This window comes from Echinicola marina (assembly GCF_020463795.1).
GTDB classification, from domain to species: Bacteria; Bacteroidota; Bacteroidia; order Cytophagales; family Cyclobacteriaceae; genus Echinicola; species Echinicola marina.
Genome location: NZ_CP080025.1, coordinates 559,866 through 582,432, shown reverse-complemented (window position 1 = coordinate 582,432; position 22,567 = coordinate 559,866). Strand labels below are relative to the sequence as shown.

Genomic DNA, 22,567 nt, shown 5'->3' with positions numbered 1-22,567 from the left:
AAATTATGAAATTGAATATAATAAAATCATGCCTTCTATTGATTTTGGGCCTTGCGGCAGCAAGTTGCGAGTATGATAATTTCGAAGAGCCCAAATCAACTTTGACAGGAAGGATTGTTTATGAAGGAGAAGCCTTGGGGCTTAGAAGTCAAGGTGTGCAGTTGGAGCTGTGGCAGCACGGCTATGATCTGTTCCAAAAAATACCCGTATATGTGGCGCAGGATGGTACATTTTCAGCAGTATTGTTTGACGGCGATTATAAATTGACCCTGATAAGAGGAAATGGCCCTTGGATGGACAATACCGATTCGCTGGATGTGCAGCTGAAAGGAAACCAAATGATCGATGTGGAAGTAGAACCATTTTATACACTTTCAGAACCTAGTTATGCGGTCAGTGGTAACACAATGACGGTCAATTTCACTGTAAATGGTGTCAATACAGATAGGGATCTTGAATTTGCCAGGATTTATTTTGGACGTACTTCACTCACTGATGCGATCAGAAATGAAGGTTCTTTCTCAGTGAATGGGGCAGATATCACTTTGGGTGCTCCCATGAGTGTGGAGGTAGAGATACCTTCCGGATTAGTAGGAAGAAGTGATGTCTTCGTACGTGTGGGAGTGAAGACTGTAGGTTTGCAGGAGCAGCTTTATTCTCAGGTAGAAAATATAGTGCTGTAGATGGCTAATGCCGAATATTAGCTATTAATCTTTTTAGATCCGACCATCCTCCTTTGTTGGATGGTCGGATTTCTTATTAAAAAAGTTGAGATGATAAAGCAATATATTTTAGGATTGATAGGCTGTGTATGGGGATTGTTGAGTGTCCATGCACAAACGATTTCTGTACATGATCCTGTGATGATACAGGAAGATGGAACGTACTATCTCTTTTGCACAGGAAGGGGAATTACAGTTTGGTCCTCAAAAGATATGGAAAACTGGGAGCGTGAATCCTCCGTTTTTTCTGAAGCTCCCCTTTGGGCCAAAGAAGTGGTGCCTGATTTTAGGAATCATATTTGGGCACCCGATATCTCCTTTCATAATGGACAATATTATCTCTATTATTCAGTTTCATCCTTTGCCAAAAATACTTCAGCGATAGGCGTGACTACTAATAAAACCTTGGATTCCAATTCCCCGGATTTTGAATGGGTGGACCAAGGGATTGTCATTGAAAGTGTTCCTGGCAGGGATATGTGGAATGCTATTGACCCTAATATCATTACTGATGAAAATGGGGATAACTGGATGGCATTTGGCTCATTCTGGTCTGGTCTGAAATTGGTGAAATTAAGTGAGGACCTTTTGTCTGTCGAAAATGGGCCTGATGATTGGCATACCATTGCCAGACGGGAAAGAAGCTTTGGATTGGATGAACGGGATCCAGGAGATGCTGCACTAGAAGCTCCATTTATCTTCAAAAAGGATAATTTTTATTATCTTTTTGTGTCCTATGATTTGTGCTGTAGAGGGGAGAATTCTACCTATAAAATGGTTGTAGGGAGATCAGAAAAGTTACAAGGCCCCTATTTGGACAGGGATGGAAAAAGTATGTATGAGGGAGGAGGAACCTTGGTACTGGAAGGCAATGAAGATTGGTACGGAGTAGGGCATAATGCTTCCTATACTTTTGATAATAAGGATTATTTGATTTTTCATGGATATGATGCTCAGCAAGATGGTAGACCGATGTTATTTGTTCGTAAGATAAGCTGGGATAAAGAAAGCTGGCCAAGTGTTAGTATAGACTAAATATACAAGGCACTGAAGTGTCAATGACTCTTGTATCATCATCATCTATTCTGGATTAAGTTATGAAGGCACCGCTATGTGGGGCAAAAAAAGATAAATATTAATATCAGATGAATCATAAAATAACCTGTGTCACTTTGATGACAATATTGCTTTTGGGGAACAGGCCCTCCATGGCTCAAGACACCACAAAATCAGTAGAACTGTTTGAATTAGGGCAAGTTTCATTGCTGCCAAGTCCATTTTTAAGTGCCCAAGAGGTGGACAAGGCCTATATGCTGGAGATGGATGTAGATCGTTTATTGGCTCCTTATATGTTGGAGGCAGGGATAGAATGGTCTGCACAGCGCTACGGCAACTGGGAAAACACTGGTTTGGATGGACATATTGGAGGACATTATTTATCGGCTTTGGCCATGATGTATGCCAGTACTGGAGATGCGGAAATCCAAGATAGAATGGATTATATGGTAGAGCAGTTGGCCTTGGCTCAAGAAAAAAATGGTAATGGTTATCTAGGTGGAATTCCTGGTGGTAAGGCCATGTGGGAAGAAATAAGAAAGGGAAATATAGACGCTGGCGGCTTTTCGCTTAACCAAAAATGGGTGCCGCTCTACAATATCCATAAGATTTATGCTGGGCTAAGGGATGCTTATTGGATAGGAGATAATCAGCAAGCAAAGGGGATGTTGATCGAATTAAGTGATTGGTTCTATGATTTGACCAAGGATCTCACTGAGGAACAATTCCAGCAAATGTTGGTCAGTGAGCATGGAGGAATGAATGAGGTGTTTGCAGATGTGTTTGCCATAACTGGTGATGAGAAATATTTGGAATTGGCCAAAAAGATGTCCCATCAGATTTTATTTGATCCACTTGAGGAGAAAAGGGATGAACTGACCGGGATGCATGCCAATACGCAGATTCCAAAAGTGATCGGTTTTCAACGTATCGCCCAAGAGGCTGGTTTGGCTGAATGGCAGGAGGCTGCTGATTTCTTTTGGCATACAGTGGTGGAAAATAGGTCGGTAGCCATAGGGGGAAATAGTGTTAGGGAGCATTTTCATCCTATAAATGATTTTTCTCCTATGGTTTCTTCAGAACAGGGGCCAGAAACCTGTAATACCTATAATATGTTGCGGTTGAGTGAGCAATTGTACTTGTCCAATCCATCAGTAGAATATGTTGACTTTTATGAACGCGGATTATACAATCATATTCTCTCCAGTCAGCATCCGATCAAGGGAGGCTTTGTTTATTTCACCCCAATGAGACCCGGGCATTATAGGGTGTATTCCCAGCCCCATGAAGGTTTTTGGTGCTGTGTGGGTTCTGGACTGGAAAATCACGCTAAATACGGTGAGTTTATCTATGCCCATGCGGAGGATGAACTGTATATCAATCTGTTTATTTCTTCACAACTTAAGTGGAAAGAGCAAGGGATGGAACTAGTACAGTCCACAGATTTTCCAGCTTCGTCAAGCAGTCAATTCTCATTAAAACTTAAAAGACCCAAAAGAATGAAAATCATGCTTCGCTATCCCTCTTGGGTAAGTGCTGGCTCAATGAAGGTACAGGTTAATGGTAGGCCTGTTCAGGTGAATTCAGGACCGGGTACTTATGTGGCACTGGAGAGGAAATGGAAAAACGGAGATGAGATCAAGGTGGAATTCCCAATGGAAATGCAATGGGAGACTTTGCCGGATGATTCTAATTGGGGAGCATTTGTTTATGGGCCAATTGTTTTGGCAGCAGAAGAAGGGAATGACCAAATGCCCGGGCTATTTGCAAACGATAGCCGAATGGGCCATGTGGCATCGGGAAAAATGATTCCTTTGGCTGAAACGCCTTTGTTGATCAGTGAAAGTGACGATCTTACCAATCAAATTGAACCTATCTCGGAAGCAGGATTAACATTTAAACTAAAGGGCGATATTGCTCCTCAGCAAAAGGAAGCGCTTATCCTGAAACCCTTTTATACCATTCATGAGTCCAGGTACCAAATCTATTGGCCAACTGCTAAAAGGGAAGAAGTAGAAGAAGTGAAGGCTGCGATCAATAAAAAGGATGGTATGATGTTGGCCCTGGAGAGACAAACGGTGGATCAGGTGGCCACTGGAGAACAGCAGCCTGAATCAGACCATTTTTTTAAAGGTCAGCAAACACTTTCGGGAAATGTGGATGGCTATTTTTGGAGGAGTACGACTGCTTGGTTTAGCTATGAATTAAATAATAAAGATCAAAAAGCTAAGAAACTGAGAATCACTTATCCCGCTGAGGTGAAGGGGCAAGCCTTTGCCATTTATATCAATGACCAACTCCTTAAAAAAGAATTGTTACAAGATACATCAGGGACTAGCCAATCATTGGACTACACCTTGTCAGAAGATTTGCAAAGGGAAGAAAAGCTGGTAATCAAATTTCAAGCCTTGGATGGAAAGGAAAGTGAAAGTATCTATTATATCAGGTTGTTAAAGTGATCATAAACCCTAACTAAATACATATATAAATGATAAATAACAGAATATTATGGGCGGTGTTGGTTGGCTTCATTTTTTTAGGCTGTCAGCAATCCGAGGATCCAAGATTTACTTCTCCGGATGGGACATTGGAACTGGATTTTAAAATTGAAGATGGTAAAGCCTATTACCATTTGGGCAAAAATGGTGAGGAGGTTCTGGAGTGGTCCCAATTAGGTATCCTGATGGATAAAGCGGACTATTTCAATACTCTTGAATTAAAGTCTATTTCTGATCTCAAACCGATCAATGATCAGTATACATTGGCCCATGGTAAGAAAAAGAATATTGAATATTTGGCCAATGAGCGTATTTATTCCTTAGAAAATACAGACGGGGAAGTAATGAAAATAGCTTTTAGGCTTTCCAATGATGGTATGGCCTTGCAATATCAGTTTGATGGGACAGGGGAGGAAGTTTTCGTAATAGAAGAGGAGAAGACAAGTTATAATTTTCCTGTTTCTGCCACAGCTTGGCTTCAGCATATTGCTGAAGTAAACACTGGCTGGGAGTCCAGTAATCCATCCTATGAGGAAGAATACCAAATGGAAGTACCGGTAGGAACCCCTGCTCCAATTCCAACTGGCTGGGTGTATCCAGCCTTGTTCCATAGTAATGATCACTGGGTTTTGATTTCTGAAGCTGGGCTTGGAGATGATTATTGCGGGAGTAGGTTGGCTCCTGAATCTCCCGAAGGAGAATATGCTCTTGTATTTCCTGGTCCAGAGGAAGTTTTTCCAGGAGGGCCAGCCAAACCAAGCAGTACTTTGCCTTGGAAATCTCCGTGGAGGATTTTGGCAGTAGGAAGCTTGGGGACTGTAGTGGAATCTACCCTTGGGACAGATCTTGCTAAGCCAGTTATTGATATGTCGATGGATTTTGTTGCTCCAGGCCAAGCAGCTTGGAGCTGGGCTTTGGGAAAGGATCAGTCCATCACTTATGATATTCAGAAGGAGCATATAGACTTTGCTGCGGATATGCAATATGAACATTGTCTAATAGATGTAAACTGGGATACCACAATTGGTTATATTAAGATCAAAGAATTGGTTGATTATGCAGAGGAAAAAGGAGTGAAAATTCACCTTTGGTACAATTCAGCTGGTTCTTGGAATACCACTCCTTATCATCCAAGAAATATGTTGCTGACCGATGAAGGCAGACTGGAAGAATTTCAACGCATCAAAAATATGGGTGTGGCAGGGGTGAAAATTGATTTTTTTGGAGGCGATGGACAATCCATGATCAATTATTACCATGATATTTTGACAGATGCTGGCAAAGTAGGTCTTTTGGTGAATTTCCATGGAACCACTTTACCACGAGGATGGCACAGGACGTATCCCCACCTGATGACAATGGAGTCTGTAAAGGGATTTGAGATGATAACTTTTGAACAGGCTTTTGCTGATAGAGTGGCGGCGCATTGTTTGATGTTGCCATTTACCAGGAATGTTTTTGATCCGATGGATTTCACGCCAATGTCCTTGGATGAAATTCCCAATATAGATCGCAAAACGAGTAAAGGCTTTGAATTGGCCCTTTCTGTGATTTATGAATCGGGAATTCAGCATTTGGCAGAATCCCCAGAGGGTATGGCCAAACAGCCAGATGAAATCAAGGAGTTCCTGAGAAAGCTTCCGGGCACTTGGGAGGATATTAAGTTTATAGAGGGGTATCCTGGAGAATATGTGGTGTTGGCGAGGATGTTCGAAGGGAAATGGTATCTGGCAGGGATAAATGCTACCAATAAAAGTAAAGAAATCAAACTTGATTTGACTCAATTTGACAATGAAAACATTTGGCAACTGATTCAAGATAGTGAAGATAATTCAGGTTTTGAAATCAGTCAAGTCAAAGAAAAAGAAGAGATTATAATTAATTTACCCGCATCTGGTGGATTTGTGCTTTTACATTTAAAATAAAAAATGTAATTTAGACACTTAATAATTAATAAACCTCAGAATATCATGAAAAAATCATTTCTTGGTGGGCTGCTAGTAGCTGTGATAATGCTATCAGGCTTCAATGTGCAGGCTCAAAACAAGTTGGTCATCAATGCTGACCAAGGTAAGACCCAAATTAGCCGACATATTTATGGGCATTTCAGTGAACACCTTGGACGTTGTATCTATGGTGGCATATGGGTAGGCCCTGATTCAGATATAGAAAATATCAATGGTTATAGAACCGATGTTTTTCAAGCATTAAAAAATCTTGACATTCCTAATTTAAGGTGGCCAGGTGGCTGTTTTGCTGACGAATATCATTGGACAGATGGCATTGGTCCAAGAAGTGAAAGACCTAAGATGATCAATACCCATTGGGGAGGTGTTACAGAGGACAATTCCTTTGGTACACATGAGTTTTTTGGCTTTGTGGAGCTGTTAGAAACTGAGCCCTATATCACAGGTAATGTGGGCAGTGGTTCTGTAGAGGAGATGTCAAAATGGGTAGAATACATCAATTTTGATGGTGTGAGCCCAATGGCTGATTTGAGAAAGAAAAATGGAAGAGAGGAGCCTTGGCAAATCAAGTATTGGGGTGTAGGTAATGAAAGCTGGGGTTGTGGTGGAAATATGACGCCAGAATATTATGCCAATGAATATAGGAGGTATGCTACTTTTGCTAGGGATTATCCCGGGGCAAAACTTTACAAGATTGCTGGTGGTGCCAATTCTACAGATTATAATTGGACAGAAGTGCTGATGCAGAAGATTCCTTTGCATATGATGGATGCGATGTCCTTGCACTATTATACGATTCCAGGTAACTGGGGAGATAAAGGCTCTTCAACAGATTTCTCCAATGAAGAATACTTGGTGACTTTGCAAAAAGCAGCATTTATGGACGAATTGCTAAATAGGCATGAGACCATTATGGATAAATATGATCCGAGAAAGCGTGTGAAGTTGATTGTGGACGAGTGGGGAACCTGGTATGATGTAGAACCAAATACCAATCCTGGTTTCCTATACCAACAAAATACCCTTAGAGATGCCTTCGTTGCGGCGATTACACTGAATACCTTCAATAAGCATGCTGATAGGGTGCATATGGCCAATTTGGCGCAAACAGTCAATGTATTACAGGCATTGATTTTGACAGAAGAGGATAAGATGTTGCTGACGCCTACTTATCACGTATTTGATTTATATAAACCACATATGGATGCCACGCTTTTGCCAAGCTATGTACAGTCTGATATGGTAGAAGCAGGAAGTACCAAAATGGAAGCATTGAATGTTTCCTCTTCACTGTCAGAAGATGGTACCGTGAATATCAGTATTGCCAATATTGACCCTGAAAAAGCGATTGACTTAGAAGTGTTCTTGCATGGTACTGATGCAAAGGATGTAAGCGGGAGGTATTTGACTGCCGAAAATTTAAATTCTCATAATTCGTTTGAGGATACAGATGTAGTAAGTATCCAGGAATTTGATGATTTCAAATGGGCTAAGGATGTGTTGAATGTGAAAGTTCCGGCCAAGTCTGTAGTAGTACTTAGAGTGAAATAAGTCAATAATTGGAACCTTGGATTTAGTGGTAGATTAACAATAACAAATCAAAAGTAAAATGAAGGATAACTTTGTCATCGGCCTAGATTATGGCTCGGATTCGGTTAGGGCAGTAATCGTCAATACAGCAAACGGGGAGGTAAAAGCGAGTCATGTGTTCTGGTATCCTCGGTGGAAAGAAGGGAAATACTGCAAGCCAACTGAAAATCAATTCAGACAGCATCCGTTGGATCATCTGGAAGGGTTGGAAGTAACCATAAAGGAAGTGGTGAAGGAGTCCGGGGTTCCCAAAGATCAGATTATAGGGATTTGTGTCGATACCACCGGTTCATCGCCCATGGCAGTTGACCAGAAAGGAAAGCCATTGGCTTTGTCAGCAGAATTTGCAGAAAATCCCAATGCCATGATGGTATTATGGAAGGACCATACCGCTATCAAAGAAGCCGATGAGATCAATGAATTGTCCAGAACTTGGGGCGGTGAAGACTTTACCAAATACGAAGGAGGAATTTACTCATCCGAATGGTTTTGGGCGAAAATATTGCACGTGATCCGTGAAGATGAAGCGGTGGCTGAGGCGGCCTATTCATGGATGGAGCATTGTGATGTAATTACCGCCGAATTGATAGGGGCGGAAGATCCGCTATCTTTCAAAAGAAGCAGATGTGCAGCTGGTCATAAAGCCCTTTGGCATGAAAGCTGGAACGGATTGCCACCCAAGGAATTCTTGGGCAAATTGGATCCTCGTTTGGCGGATTTAAGGGATCGCTTATATACAGACACCTTTACCTCGGACTTGCCAGCAGGTAATTTAAGTGCAGCATGGGCAGAGAAACTAGGACTGAACCCTGAGACAGTAGTGGCTGTAGGTACCTTTGATGCACATGCAGGAGCCGTAGGTGGTGAAGTTACTGAGAATACTTTGGTAAAAGTCATGGGAACCTCTACCTGTGATATTATGGTGGCATCCTATGAGGCTATTGGCGATAATTTGGTAAAAGGAATCTGCGGACAGGTAGATGGATCAGTTGTTCCAGGAACTGTTGGTTTGGAGGCAGGACAGTCCGGTTTTGGGGATGTCTTGGCATGGTTCAAGAATTTAATTACCAAACCAACCATAGATTTAATCCAAGCAAGCAAAGCGATCAAGGAAGAGGAGAAAGGAGCCTTGATTGCTGAAATTGATAGCCAATTATTGATAAAACTTTCTGAGCAGGCTTTACAAATTCCTTTGTCTGCAACTGCTCCTGTCGCCCTTGACTGGGTGAATGGCCGTAGGACACCTGATGCTAACCAAGGGCTCAAAGGAGCTTTGATGGGGCTTAGCATGGGCACAGATGCAGCGAGAGTATTTAAGGCTTTGGTAGAATCCATTTGTTTTGGTTCCAAAAAGATAGTGGATCGCTTCAGAGAAGAAGGTGTCCAAATCGATACGGTAATCGGTATGGGTGGAGTAGCCAAAAAGTCTAAATTGGTCATGCAGACCATGGCGGATGTTTTGGATATGCCTATCAAAATCGCTACTTCTGACCAAGCGCCTGCATTGGGTGCAGCCATGTATGCATCAGTGGCTGCTGGAATACATCCAAATACAGAAGCAGCTATTGCCGCGATGTCCAATGGTTTCGATGCTGTTTACGAGCCGATACCTGAAAATGTAAAAGTGTACGAAAAATTATATAGGGAATATACTGAGTTTGGAGCCTTTGTTGAAGGTGAGAAATCAGTTGCTTTAGCTGATTAATAGAAATAAAAATCCCATCGATTTTGATGGGATTTTTATTTTAACTTTAGATTGAAGTATAATATTATCTTCTTCCGCCGCCATTCTTTTTGCGGTTAGCAAAGAATTCCTGTTTGCGCCTCTGTTTTTCTTTGTTGAATTCTTTTTTCTGCTGTGCAGTCATGGGCTTATCCGTTTGGGGGAAAGGGTGATTGTTCACCACACTGACCTGCTTGTTGGCCAATTTCTCAATGTCCTTGAGGTAAGCATTTTCCTCTGGTTCACAAAGCGAAAGTGCGATACCTGCTTCACCAGCTCGTCCCGATCGGCCAATACGGTGGATGTAAGTTTCTGCAGCTTCTGGAATATCAAAATTGATCACATATTTCAGTTTGTCTATATCGATTCCTCTTGCTGCAATATCAGTAGCCACCAATACCCTTATCTTTCCGCCTTTGAAGTCCTTAAGCACCTTCTGTCTTTGGTTTTGTGCCTTGTCCCCATGAATGGCAGCAGCATGGATATTCTTCTTTTTGAGGTCTCTTACAATTCTATCTGCACCATGTTTGGTCCTAGAGAACAATAGTACCTGATCAATCTTTTCATCCTCCAAAATATGCAGCAGCAAGGATTTTTTGCTACTTTTATTGGTATAATAAACATATTGTTGGATGGTCTCAGCCGTAGAGGAAACCGGAGTGACTTCCACTTTTTGAGGGTGATGTAATATTTGCTTTGAAAGGCTGAGAATATTGTCCGGCATGGTGGCCGAGAAGAAGAGGGACTGTCTTTTTGTAGGAAGTATCTTTAACAATTTCTTGATGTCATTGATAAATCCCATGTCCAACATCCTGTCCGCTTCATCCAGGACAAATAGGTCTACAGATTTGAGGCTGATATGTCCTTGGTCAATCAGGTCCAAAAGCCTTCCAGGAGTGGCCACAAGAATATGTACACCTTTTTTTAGTTTTTCTACCTGTTGTCCTTGCTTTACCCCACCAAAAATCACAGAGTGTTTAATTTTGGTGTATTTGGCGTATTGATTGATATTCTCGCCGATTTGAATGGCCAGTTCCCTAGTAGGAGTGACGATCAAAGATCGGATTTTTGGCCAAGGGTCATTGGCATAAGGGGCTTGGTGGATATGTTGAATGATAGGGATGGAAAAAGCTGCGGTTTTTCCGGTACCTGTTTGAGCACAGCCAAGGACATCATTTCCTTGAAGTATAAGAGGGATGGCCTGCTCTTGAATAGAGGTAGGCTCAGCATAATTTTTGTCCTTTAAGGCTTTTAGTATGGGAGGAATGATCCTCAGATCGTCAAATTTCATGTTTTGTGTCATTAGGAACACCTAATGGATGGTCCAATTGATAATTGATTATTTGTGGAGGCTACTTGCACAGCTGCTTTTCAAATCAGCAAAATCCCCAGAATTCGGGAGGTGAATGTTTCTGTGGGAGAAAAGAATACTTTGATTTTAGAAGTTCTCGACAGGCAAAGGTATCAAAAAAAGAGCAGATTAGATGTCGTTCAATACCAATATACTGTGGGACTATAGCCAATTCCTTTTCTCTATTATTTAATGATAGCTGCAAATGGCCCTTTTTGAAATCACAAAGAGACTTATTTACTTAGCAATTGCTCCAAAATATCTCCTACATAATAAGCGACAATGGCTGCTACAGTACCTAGGAAAAGGGTTTCCAAGGCTCCTTTCCACATCTTGGTCTCATTGACATAGGTTTTGAGTATGCCAATTAAAATAAAGCCTGCTCCGGTGAGGACGGAGGTGATGAGAAAAATATCTTGTTTTATGGGCTCGAAATAATCCCATACATATACCATCAGCGGAACTAGACCGACTGAAATAAATGATATATAGGTGAAAAAGCCTATAAAAAAAGGAGACTTTTTATCTTTAATCATTTCCAGCTCCTCTTTCATCATGACATCCACCCAGCGGTCCCTGTCACTGGTGATGGTGTCGACTACTTGTTCCAGAAGTTCCCCTTCAAAACCCTTGTCTTTGTAAATGGCCCTGATCTCTTCCCTTTCATCTTCAGGCATATGCCTGATTTCCCAATATTCTCTATTTCTGTGCTTATGGTAATTGTCTCTTTCTGATTTTGTAGACAAATATGCGCCAATGGACATAGAGAAACCATCTGCCAAGAGGTTGGCAAAGCCCAAGATGATAATAATAGCACTGTCCAGACCTGCCCCAACTGATCCTGCTACCACAGCAAAGGTAGTTACGCATCCGTCAATGCCTCCGTAAACAAATTCTGCCAGGTATTTTTCAAATTGGGAAGGGGCCGCATTTTCCTGTAGTAGGTGTCCTTTTGAGAAATTGCCTTCTTCTAAAGCCATATTTTATATTTGGAAAGATAAAATGTTTCCTCTCAATATAATAAAATTGTGGATAAGGTTTGTCTTGGCACTAGGAGGGGAGACCAAAATATAATACAAAGGCATTATTTTTATGCCTTCATGTTAAATGAGATTTTTACTCTTTCAGCAATTAATAAAGATTTTTGCTGCAAAAGCTCAGACAAAAGTTTTTTGAGAGGATTCTCTCATGTGTAATTCAGTATTGAGGATAATTTTTTTCTGAATAGGGCGACCTTCTCCTATTTGTTCCAAAATTAATTTGGCAGCATTTCTCCCAATTTCATGGGTTGGGTGTGCCACTGAAGTCAGGTTAGGCTCCACTACTGTTGCATGAAACTCATCTGAAAAGCCTGCCAATAGAATATCATTGGGGATGGACAGTCCCCTGCTTTTTATTTCCTTCATCGTGGCAAATATCACCGTATCATTTACACCTAAAATGGCATCTGGAGGGCTTGCTAGGTTGAGCAGTATTTGAGTAGCCTTGGTGGCGTTTTCTGGAGAAAGGTCTGTGTGGATTAAATATTGAGGGTCAAATTCCAGACCGACTTCATTCAGTCCCTTTAAATAACCCTCGCTTCTCTCCTGAACAATATTGAGATGTTTTGGCCCCGTAATATGGGCAATTCTCCGAGCGCCATTTTGATGAAAATGGGTGGTTATACCCTTGGCCATGGATACATTATCCACGACTACTGTCGAGACCTTTTTTTCCAGACAGACCCGGTCAAAGAAAACTAAAGGAACATCGTGATCCAATACTTTTTTGAAGTGTTCGGTATTTTTACTGTCTTGTGCCAAGCAAACGATCAAACCGTCTATTCTTAAGTTAAGTAGGTTATTGACAGATTCAATTTCTTTTTCCATAGATTCCTTGGAGGAAGAAATAACAATATAATATCCGGCCTGTTGCAGTTCTTCCTCAATACCCGATATAATGGAAGAAAAGAAATAAGTGACCAAATCAGGGACAATGACACCTATCACCCGGGTTTGTTGGCGGAGTAAGCCCATGGCCAAAGGGTTGGGGATATAATTCCATTTTTGTGCCAAAGCCTTGATCTTTTTTGTTAGAGTTTTGTCTATATCAGGATGGTCCTTCAGGGCACGTGAAACGGTAGAAATTGACACATTGAGTTCCTGTGCAATGTCCTTTAGCGTGATCCTCTTTTTCTTCATGCCCCAAATTAATTGAAAAAATAATTCACCTGCAAAGCTTTGTGCAAAGCTTTGCAGGTGAATATGGCTGATAGACTGGTTTTTGAAGTGTTTTTATGAGCAAATAATTATTTATATTTCGAATCGTTTTCCCAGGATAACAGATTTACAAATGACATTAAAACCCTTAGGTAATACCGGTATTCAGGTACCAACCATCGTTTTTGGAACCAGTGCATTGGGCAATTTATTCACCGCCCTGAGTCCAGAAGTGAAAGAAGAAATAGTTAAAGAAAGTATAAAATATACCCAACCCCAGACATTTTTTGATTCAGCTGGAAAGTATGGTGCCGGCCTTGCGCTGGAGTCATTGGGCAATGCCTTAAATGCCCTGGAAATCCCCAAAGACCAAGTGGTAGTCAGCAATAAGCTGGGCTGGGTAAGGAGCCCGCTTCTTACACCAGAACCTACTTTTGAAAAAGGGGTTTGGAGAGACCTTAAGCATGATGCAGTTCAAAAGATCAGTTATAATGGTATTTTGGAATGTTTTGAAGAAGGGAATGAATTGCTACAGGGATATTCCACACAGTTGGCTTCCGTGCATGATCCAGATGAATACCTCGCCAAGGCCAGTAATGCAGCAGAAGAAGCAACTTTGTTTGAGGATATTCTGGAAGCTTACAGGGCATTGGAAGATTTGAAGAAAAAGGGATTGGTTAAGGGAATAGGCGTAGGAGCGAAGGACTGGAAGGTGATTCCTCGGATTTATAAGCATGTAAAGTTAGATTGGGTCATGTTTGCTAACAGTATGACCATCATTTCCCATCCGCTGGAGCTGATGACTTTCATGCAGCAATTGGCAGATGATGGTGTGGGGATTCTAAATTCAGCAGTATTCCAATCGGGATTTTTGGTAGGCGGAGATTATTACGACTATCAGTTGATCATGCCAGACACGCTAGAAAATAAACAAAAGTTTGATTGGCGGGAAAGGTTCTTTGCGGCCTGTAAGGATTTTGGAGTTACACCAGCCCATGCTTGTGTGCAGTTTGGACTTTCTGCTCCTGGAGTTACCAGCGTAGCCTTGAGTACCACAGAACCTGAAAAAGTAAAAAGAAATGTGGATTCCACGGTCAATAAGTTGCCTGATGAGTTTTGGGCAGAACTGAAAAACAGGGGATTGTTGCATGAATATAGTCCAGTTTAAGTATTATTATAAATTATCAATATACCCTCATATAAAATGAATAACCAAACTAAATCCAGGCTGGTGTCCAAGGAGACATTATTGCCCTTTATTTTGCTGACTAGTCTTTTCCTGCTTTGGGGACTGGCCAATAATATGACTGATACCTTGCTGGCGGCTTTCAAGAAAATCCTGAGCATGACTGATACGCAGACTTCCTGGATTCAGATGGCCTTTTATGGGGCTTATTTCTGCTTAGCCTTACCCGCAGCGATTTATATTAAAAAGTACACCTATAAATCAGGGGTTTTATTGGGCTTGGGACTTTTTGCTGTTGGGGGATTGTTATTTTATCCAGCCAGTATATTGATGTCCTATGGCTTTTTCCTTTTTGCGCTTTATGTATTGGCTGGAGGACTTTCCATATTAGAAACTTCTGCGAACCCTTATATCATGGTAATGGGACCAGCGTCTTCTGCAACCAGAAGATTGAACCTTGCTCAGTCCTTTAATCCAGTAGGGTCCATTATTGGTGTGTTACTTAGTAAGCTGTTTATCTTATCCCAACTAAATGTTGCTGAAGCAGATGAGAGAAGTCAGATGACAGCTGAGCAGTTAACTCAGGTTCGTCAGGCGGAATTGGATGCAGTGATGAGCACGTATGTCGGTGTAGCGCTTTTCTTGGTATTGGTTTGGATCTTGATCAAGTTTACCAAAATGCCCTCTGCATCTGAAGATGTACAGCAGGATTCCTTGTCCAATGGCTTTAAGCGACTCTTTGCCAATAAAAACTATACCTTTGGTGTGCTGACCCAGTTCTTTTATGTAGGTGCTCAAATTGGTGTTTGGTCTTATACCATTAGGTATATCATGTTGGAATTAGATCTGAACGAGAGTGATGCATCAGATTATTATATGGCTGCAATCATTTTATTTACTGTCAGCAGATTCTTGTTTACCGCTTTGATGAAGTTTATCCGGCCAAGTTTGCTGATGGCCATTTCCGCGATTATTGCTATTGGACTTACTGCTGTGGTGATCCTGAGTAGTGGTATGGTAGGTGCTATTGCATTGGTACTGATATCAGGCTGTATGTCATTGATGTTCCCCACTATTTATGGTTTGGCGGCAGAAGGCTTGGGACAAGATACCAAATTAGGTGGTTCCGGTTTGATCATGGCGATATTAGGTGGAGCGGTCTTCCCTGTAATCCAAGGAATGGTTTCTGATTATTTCCAAAGTATCCATATTTCGTTCTTGGTACCAGCAGCTTGTTACCTGATGGTGGTAGGGTATGGTTTCTACCATTATAGGCACAAAAAAGAAATCCCTGCCATGGCCGGTAATGCCTAATCTGGATTATAATTTTTGAATTTAACTCTGCTGCCTTTTTAAAAGATGGCAGAGAAAAATGGATTGGAAAATGAAAATATTGACTTGCAATAAACCGGGGGAATTTGAGTATGGGGAGGGTGAAAATCCACGAATAGAACCTGGTAAGGCGATTATCAAGGTCAAAAGAATCGGGATTTGTGGTACCGACCTTCATGCCTATGAAGGTACCCAGCCCTATTTTAATTATCCGAGAATTTTGGGACATGAGCTTTCGGGAGAATTGGTTGAGGTAGGTGGGGCTGAAGGTTTTTCCAAGGGGGATTGGGTGAGTATTATACCTTATTTTAGTTGTGGTGAATGTGTGGCCTGTAAGGCTGGCAAGCCAAATTGTTGTGCTAACATAAGTGTTTTTGGCGTTCATGAGGATGGAGGAATGAGAGAATATATCTCTGTTCCAAGTGCTGCCTTGGTCAAAAAGGACGGATTGAGCTTGGAGGAATTGGCTTTGGCTGAACCCTTGGCTATCGGAGCTCATGGAGTGAGAAGGGCAGGAGTGAATCCTGGTGAGTTTGTCATTGTGATGGGGGCCGGTCCCATAGGGCTTGGGGTAATGGAGTTTGCCAGGATAGCAGGTGGAAAAGTGATAGCCATGGATATCAATGAAGATCGCTTGGCATTTTGTCGGGAGGTTTTGGGAATAGAGCATACCGTAAATGCGAAAGGTGACTATAAAGCTGAAATTGAGAAAATCACTGATGGTGGATTTGCTGAATCAGTAATCGATGCTACCGGAAGTACTGTAGCTATTCATAATGGATTTGAGCTGATGGCGCATGGTGGCAGGTATGTGTTAGTGGGGTTGCAAAAAGGTGAAATAGCCTTTAGTCACCCAGATTTTCATAAAAGAGAGTCCACCCTGATGAGCAGCAGAAATGCCACGAGGGAGGACTTTGATACTGTACTCACGGCGCTTAAGGATAAAAAGGTACAGGCGGCTTCTTATATCACGCATGAAGTAGCATTTGATCAGGTAAAGGAAAAATTTTCTTCATGGCTGGATCCTGCCAATAAGGTGATCAAAGCAATGGTTAAAATGTAGAGGAAAGTGGGCTGAACAGTCCATTTTTTTTGTTTATTGATATAATGGGTGTTTCAGTAAATTGTAATTTAAGAATGAAGGTGTATATGATGAAAAGTAAATGGCTCTTGGTCTTTCTCGCATTATTGGTTTTTAGGCCCGGATATGGACAAGTAGATGTGAAAATAATTGAAGCAGGGTTTATTTTTGAGGAGGCCCCTTTTGAGGAATGTCATGCCTCTACCTTGGTAGAGCTTAATAATGGAGATATCATGGCTTCATGGTTTGGAGGGGAATACGAGCGGCATCCCAATGTAGCGATTTGGACCGCGGTGAAATCAGAAAAAGATTGGTCAGTTCCTAAAAAGGTGGTGGATGGAAAGGTAGATGAGCATTTAAGTTATCCCACCTGGAACCCGGTGCTGTTCAAAGTCTCTGATGAAAAATTGTTGCTTTTCTATAAGGAAGGTCCTTCTCCCCAGGAATGGTGGGGCATGTATTTGGTCAGTGAGGATGATGGGAAAACATGGTCCGAAAGCCAAAGGTTACCAGAAGGGTTTTTGGGGCCGATAAAGAACAAACCAATTATGCTGGAAAATGGAACTATTTTGGCTCCTTCCAGTGTGGAGGACGATAAAGGTTGGAGGGCGCATATAGAGATTTCTAAGGACCAAGGCAAAAGCTGGAAAAAGGTGAATATTGATCATGAGGGAGACTTTGATGTCATTCAGCCCAGCATTTTACAACATGCAGATGGGAGATTACAAGTCCTTTGCCGGAGCAAACAAAATAATGTCATTAGCGCTTGGTCTGAGGATGGAGGAATGAGCTGGTCCAAATTGGAGAAAACGGAATTGATCAACCCGAATAGTGGAACTGATGCAGTGACTTTAGCGAACGGCCAGCATTTGATCGTATATAATCCTATGGCCAAAGGTGAAGATTGGTCTGACGGAAGGAATAAATTGAACTTGGCCATTTCAGACGATGGGATTCATTGGAAGGATATCCTTATCTTGGAAAATGAAGAGGAAGGAGAATTCAGTTATCCGGCTATTATTCAGTCAAAAGATGGAAGGATTCATATTTCTTATACTTGGAAAAGAAAGCGGGTAAAATATTTGAAATTGGTTTTAAAATGATTTAAGACCTTGCCACAGAAAATGGGATTTTGGTCGATTTTCTGTGGCTTTTTTAACTGTACAAGAGTTTAATTACCTCAGAGGTGTTTTTGCAGCCTGTTTTGGCCAAGATATTATTCCGGTGTTTGGCGGCCGTGGTTGGGCTAATGAAGAGCTGTTCGGCTATTTCCGTACTTGTTTTTCCTTCAGCAATTAATAGGATGATTTCCCTTTCCCTTTGGGTCAGCTGTTGGAACACCTGGTTTTTTTCCAGGTTTTTACTCGACTTGTTAAAGTTGGCAAATGCCAGGTCAATGGCAATCTGTACGCTTCTTTCATTATAGGGCTTGGTCAAAAATGAACTCGGGGAAGTTTCAATAGCCCTATTTACCGTGATGGGATCCGAAAAGGCTGAGATATAGATGACAGGGACTTCTTTGTATTCTTGAATGGCTTTGACGGTTTCTATACCATCCATTGACCCGTTAATATTGATATCACAAAGGAGCAGATCTACCTTGTTTTTTTTGAATAATTCCAAAGCCCGCTCGCCGGAATTGGCAATTCCTGAATTTTCGTAGCCCATATCCTCCAAAAGGTAGGCAAGGTCCTTGGCAATTAATATCTCATCTTCTACGATCAATACTCTTTTTGTGCTGCTCATTTATTTGCTGCGTTAAAATACAATGTTGATTTTTGTGTTCATACCTTCGGAAATATCCAGTTTTCCGTTAAGCTGCTCTACCAAAGACCTGATCATGCTCAGGCCAAAGGATTTTGATTCTAGAATCAATGATTCTGTGAGTCCTTGTCCATTGTCGGAAAATGAAAAATGAATCAAGCCTTTCTTTTTACTTAGTTTTAAGTAGATAATAATTTTATCCTCTTGGACATGTTTAAATGAGTTGGTAATGAGTTCATTTAAAATAAGCCCCAAGGGGATGGCTTTGTCCAGTCCCAATGAAAAGTCATCTGCCTCGAACTCATACTCAAAAGATTTATAATTGCTTTTGAAGGCCATTTCTATTTGGTCGAATAAGTCCTTGATATAATTTTTACAATTCACTTGGGAATCGATATCCGTTACATATAACTTCTGGTGTAAAAGAGAAAGTGCCTGCATGCGCATACGGCCATCGGTAAGGGCTTCTTTGGCATTGAGGTCCTTTACACTCCTGCTTTGTAGGTTGAGGATGCTGGAGACGAGTTGCAAATTGTTTTTTACACGGTGGTTGAGCTCTCTTAGGAGGTTTTCGATCTTTTGGTTTTTTTGCTGTAAAATAAGGTGTTGTGCTTCTATCTTATCTTTCTGAAGCTGTATTTCAGAAACCCTTTCTGCGACAATAAGCTGAAGTTTTTCTCTTTTTTTGTTTAGGCTAATGAATTGGTGTAAAACGATGCCGAGGAAGGACAGTGTAAATAAAGTCTTGAACCACCATGTCCTGTGCCATGGAGGAAGGATAGATACCTCGAGGGATGCTTTTTGACTGGCCCAGTGCCCATCATTATTGCAGGCCATTACCTGGAAGGTATAGCTGCCCGGTTCCAAGTTGGTATAGGTGGTAGAACGGTCATCTGTTACTGGCCTCCAGTCTTTATCATATCCTAATAATCGATATTGGAACTTGTTTTTGTGGCCATTGATATGGTTAATGGCTGTAAAGTGGAAAGAAATAACCGATTGTTCATGGTTGAAGGTGACAGCCCTCGTTTGTGCGGCTGCTTGTTGCAGGATTTCGCTGGAATCACCCGGACTTATGGGTTCGTTAAACAAGTCAATCCTGGTGATTATTACTTTTGGCTCGAGTTTGTTTTCGGGTATTTGCTGAGGATCGAAATATTCAAGCCCTGTTGAATGGCCAAAGAAAATTTGGCCTTTGTCATCCTTATAGGCAGCGCGAAAGATAAAGTAGTTATCTATTATGCCGTCCTGGTCATTATAATTTCTGAAATTCCCTTCCGGAGTTTTTTGGGAAATCCCCTCCGCCGTGGCTATCCAAAGGTTCCCTTTGGCGTCTTCTATGGTTGAACTAATGACATTTGAAGGCAAACCATCCACGGTATAAAAATTAGTGAATGTACTGTCCTGGATGTTGAACCTGCTCAGTCCAAGCTCGGTACTGATCCATAAGTTGCCCATATGATCTTCAGATATATGGTTGATTTTATTGTTACATAAACTGCTGAAATCACCTTCTATATGTTGGAATTTTTGGAATGTTTGACTCTCCTCATCCAAGAGATTAAGTCCTCCTTGACTCCCTACCCAGATATTGTTTTTACTGTCTTCAAATATATAAGAGATGAATTCGTCATGATTTCCCTGATTGACGAGTTGGTTATTGATCGGAAAGGGGTCGGCTTGTTGGGTCTCTTTGTTCCAGATAAATAAGCCTCTTTCTGAATTTCCTATCCAGATTCTTTTTTTGCTGTCGCATAAGATGGGAAGGTTGAATTCGGGAAGGAACTGTCCCTTCGGGGTTTTGTGGGGAAGTGGTTTTAGGCTTCTTGTTCGATGGTTCCATTCATAAATAAAGCTGCTCCAAGTGCTTATCCAATAGATGTTATCTGAAACCTTGGTGATCATGGCCAGTCGGTTTACACTGTTAGGGTCACCTTTTTCAATTTGGTATTTTTCAGTTTTACCAGTTTTGAAGTTTTTGACAAAAAGTCCAGAATAAGTGGTGAAAATATATTCATCCTCATCGTGTTGGATCATGCTTGAAACCCTGGAGTAATATTTGTCAGAGGCATCTGTAACCAGCTTCAAGGAATTGAACTTGTTATAATGAGGGTGGTACTGGAATAGTCCCTCATTGTAAACAGCTACCCAAAGGCTCCCATCTCTGCCGGGACTGACTTTGTAGATATTGTCTCCTTTGAGCTTATTGGGTTTGGTCTTGTCAGACCAAATGCGTTGGACTTGGTCAGTTTTGAGGTCCAAGATGTTTAGGCCGTTGAGTGTGCCCACAAATAGTTTATCTGGATGATTCTGGTGCTTATTGATAGAGAAGATAACATCATGACTAAGGCTGTTTGGGTCTTGATTAGACCTGTAATGTGTGATGGTATGGCTTTTCAAATCCAGTTTATCCAGACCCGCTCCAGTACCTAGCCAAAGTGTGCCTTTGGGATATTCTAAGAGATCATAAAGGTAAAAGTGACTGAGGCTGTTGTCTACATTTTCCTGATGGGTTATGGCGGAGAACTTTCTGGTTTTCAGGTCCAGGATGTTTAAACCATTCCCCGTGGCAATAAAGAGCCGTTGCTGGTCTTGGGATAATTTGATCTGCCGGACAGTGGTGCTCAACAGACCGTCCTCGGTATTGTACCTGATAAATTTTCCAGTTTCGGGGTCCAGCATGGAAAGCCCATTGTCCGTGCCCAGCCAAATATTACCGCTTGGGTCTTCTGCTATTCCCCTTACCCTATTGTCACTGATCGAATAGGGGTCATCCTTATCAAAGGAAAAGTTGGTGAAATTATCTGTTTTGGAATTGTAACGACTGACTCCTCCACCATAGGTGCCTGCCCAGATATTATTTTTGCTGTCTTCAAAGATCACCCAAACAAAATCATAGGCCAATGAGCTGCTGTCCTCAACATCATGTTTGTACGACAAGAAGGAATTACCGTCATATTTCCAAAGCCCATTTTCTCCAGCTACCCATACATAGCCACTTTGGCTATGAAGTACGTCATAGGGAAACGGTTGGTTAATTCCGTCTGTTATATCGTATGCCCTAAAATTCTCGAAAAGTCCTTTTGCATAGAAGGGGCTAGATACTGATGACAGCAATAAAAAGATACAAAAAGATATAAATCTAAGCATACGCAAAAATTGTCAATGGCCTTGGTTAAAGCAATACCTAATTTAATGTATTTATGCACTAATTAATAATAGATGGTGATTTTCGTGTAGGAGAGATGGATGTGCGGTTACGCTGACTTAGAAAGTCGATCTTTGAAATAATAAGTGTAATAAATACAGATATTATTTTTAACTTGTGCTGAAGAATTTATTTACCTTAATACCAAAGAAATTATAAGATAAAACCAATAGACCAATGAGTAAATATTTGGAGTTAAAGAGAGAGTGTTATGAAGCCAATATGCAGTTGCCCAAGCTGGATTTGGTAGTATATACTTTCGGCAATGTAAGTGCCGTGGATAGAAGGGAAGGGGTTTTTGCGATTAAGCCCAGTGGCGTGGCTTATGAAAAACTGCGACCAGAGGATATTGTGATCATGGATTTTGAGAGTAAAGTAGTAGAGGGAGAAATGCGTCCTTCTTCTGATACCAAGACCCATGCCTACCTTTACAAGGAGTGGAGTCAAATAGGAGGGATAGTGCATACACATTCCTTGTACGGGGTTTCTTGGGCGCAAGCACAGATGGACATTCCTATTTTTGGGACTACCCATGCGGATCATTTGACCAAGGATATTCCCTGTGCACCGCCCATGGCCGATGAATTGATCCAGGGGAATTATGAGCATATGACCGGTAAGCAGATTTTGGATTGTTTTCAAGATAAAGACTTGGATTATCAGGAAGTTGAGATGGTTTTGATAGGTAATCATGGTCCCTTTACTTGGGGAAAAAGTGCTGAAAAGGCAGTTTACAATAGCAAAGTTTTGGAGGAAGTTGCAAAAATGGCTTATCTTACGCTCCAAATTAACCCTAATGCACCTCGCCTTAAAGATGCTTTGATCAAAAAACACTATGATCGCAAGCACGGCAAGGATGCCTATTATGGGCAAGGTTGCTAATTTATAACT

General features: G+C 41.4%; 16 protein-coding genes. 11 read left to right on the top strand and 5 right to left on the bottom strand.

What is annotated here, in order from left to right:
• Nucleotides 1–5: 5 nt before the first annotated feature.
• From KZP23_RS02530 to KZP23_RS02505, 6 genes are all read left to right on the top strand, one after another.
• Entirely contained in the window at nucleotides 6–683 is a 678-nt protein-coding gene (locus tag KZP23_RS02530) for a DUF3823 domain-containing protein (protein WP_226334569.1), read from the top strand.
• 90 nt (nucleotides 684–773) lie between these two features.
• Nucleotides 774–1,757, top strand: a complete 984-nt coding sequence (locus KZP23_RS02525) for an arabinan endo-1,5-alpha-L-arabinosidase (RefSeq protein ID WP_226334568.1) — start codon at nucleotides 774–776, stop codon at nucleotides 1,755–1,757.
• 140 nt (nucleotides 1,758–1,897) lie between these two features.
• Nucleotides 1,898–4,237 (top strand): glycoside hydrolase family 127 protein, encoded by a 2,340-nt coding sequence (locus KZP23_RS02520; protein ID WP_226336467.1) that lies wholly within the window; start codon nucleotides 1,898–1,900, stop codon nucleotides 4,235–4,237.
• A 29-nt stretch (nucleotides 4,238–4,266) separates the two neighbouring features.
• A complete protein-coding gene (locus KZP23_RS02515) occupies nucleotides 4,267–6,201 on the top strand; it encodes a glycoside hydrolase family 97 protein (protein WP_226334567.1) in 1,935 nt (644 codons plus the stop codon).
• A 45-nt stretch (nucleotides 6,202–6,246) separates the two neighbouring features.
• Nucleotides 6,247–7,794, top strand: coding sequence for an alpha-N-arabinofuranosidase (locus tag KZP23_RS02510; RefSeq protein WP_317198036.1), 1,548 nt, complete (start codon nucleotides 6,247–6,249; stop codon nucleotides 7,792–7,794).
• Between the two features lie 58 nt (nucleotides 7,795–7,852).
• Nucleotides 7,853–9,538, top strand: a complete 1,686-nt coding sequence (locus KZP23_RS02505; protein WP_226334566.1) for a ribulokinase — start codon at nucleotides 7,853–7,855, stop codon at nucleotides 9,536–9,538.
• 64 nt (nucleotides 9,539–9,602) lie between these two features.
• Here the strand turns inward: KZP23_RS02505 and KZP23_RS02500 are convergent, their stop codons facing one another.
• From KZP23_RS02500 to KZP23_RS02490, 3 genes are all read right to left on the bottom strand, one after another.
• On the bottom strand, nucleotides 9,603–10,847 hold the full coding sequence (locus KZP23_RS02500; protein ID WP_226334565.1) for a DEAD/DEAH box helicase: 1,245 nt from the start codon (nucleotides 10,845–10,847) through the stop codon (nucleotides 9,603–9,605).
• Nucleotides 10,848–11,140: 293 nt separating this feature from the next.
• Nucleotides 11,141–11,887 carry a VIT1/CCC1 transporter family protein gene (locus KZP23_RS02495; RefSeq protein WP_226334564.1) on the bottom strand — a complete coding sequence of 249 codons (747 nt, stop codon included), beginning with the start codon at nucleotides 11,885–11,887 and terminating at the stop codon, nucleotides 11,141–11,143.
• Between the two features lie 177 nt (nucleotides 11,888–12,064).
• A complete protein-coding gene (locus KZP23_RS02490) occupies nucleotides 12,065–13,087 on the bottom strand; it encodes a LacI family DNA-binding transcriptional regulator (RefSeq protein ID WP_226334563.1) in 1,023 nt (340 codons plus the stop codon).
• Between the two features lie 151 nt (nucleotides 13,088–13,238).
• Here KZP23_RS02490 and KZP23_RS02485 point away from each other — a divergent pair, with 151 nt between their 5' ends.
• The 4 genes from KZP23_RS02485 to KZP23_RS02470 all read left to right on the top strand — a co-directional run bounded on the left by KZP23_RS02485 (nucleotide 13,239) and on the right by KZP23_RS02470 (nucleotide 17,807).
• On the top strand, nucleotides 13,239–14,273 hold the full coding sequence (locus KZP23_RS02485; protein WP_226334562.1) for an aldo/keto reductase: 1,035 nt from the start codon (nucleotides 13,239–13,241) through the stop codon (nucleotides 14,271–14,273).
• Between the two features lie 36 nt (nucleotides 14,274–14,309).
• On the top strand, nucleotides 14,310–15,605 hold the full coding sequence (gene fucP, locus KZP23_RS02480; RefSeq protein WP_226334561.1) for an L-fucose:H+ symporter permease: 1,296 nt from the start codon (nucleotides 14,310–14,312) through the stop codon (nucleotides 15,603–15,605).
• A 70-nt stretch (nucleotides 15,606–15,675) separates the two neighbouring features.
• The gene (locus KZP23_RS02475) at nucleotides 15,676–16,686 is read left to right on the top strand and encodes a zinc-binding alcohol dehydrogenase family protein (RefSeq protein ID WP_226334560.1); all 1,011 of its coding nucleotides are present in this window, start codon (nucleotides 15,676–15,678) and stop codon (nucleotides 16,684–16,686) included.
• A gap of 86 nt (nucleotides 16,687–16,772) precedes the next feature.
• Nucleotides 16,773–17,807, top strand: coding sequence for a sialidase family protein (locus tag KZP23_RS02470; protein ID WP_226334559.1), 1,035 nt, complete (start codon nucleotides 16,773–16,775; stop codon nucleotides 17,805–17,807).
• A 52-nt stretch (nucleotides 17,808–17,859) separates the two neighbouring features.
• Here KZP23_RS02470 and KZP23_RS02465 read toward each other — a convergent pair whose 3' ends face one another.
• Nucleotides 17,860–18,450 carry a response regulator transcription factor gene (locus KZP23_RS02465; protein ID WP_226334558.1) on the bottom strand — a complete coding sequence of 197 codons (591 nt, stop codon included), beginning with the start codon at nucleotides 18,448–18,450 and terminating at the stop codon, nucleotides 17,860–17,862.
• A gap of 12 nt (nucleotides 18,451–18,462) precedes the next feature.
• Nucleotides 18,463–21,618: a ligand-binding sensor domain-containing protein gene (locus KZP23_RS02460; RefSeq protein WP_226334557.1), complete on the bottom strand. Its 3,156-nt coding sequence runs from the start codon at nucleotides 21,616–21,618 to the stop codon at nucleotides 18,463–18,465.
• 235 nt (nucleotides 21,619–21,853) lie between these two features.
• Between KZP23_RS02460 and KZP23_RS02455 the strand changes: the two genes are divergently transcribed.
• Nucleotides 21,854–22,558, top strand: a complete 705-nt coding sequence (locus KZP23_RS02455; RefSeq protein WP_226334556.1) for an L-ribulose-5-phosphate 4-epimerase — start codon at nucleotides 21,854–21,856, stop codon at nucleotides 22,556–22,558.
• Nucleotides 22,559–22,567 lie beyond the last annotated feature (9 nt).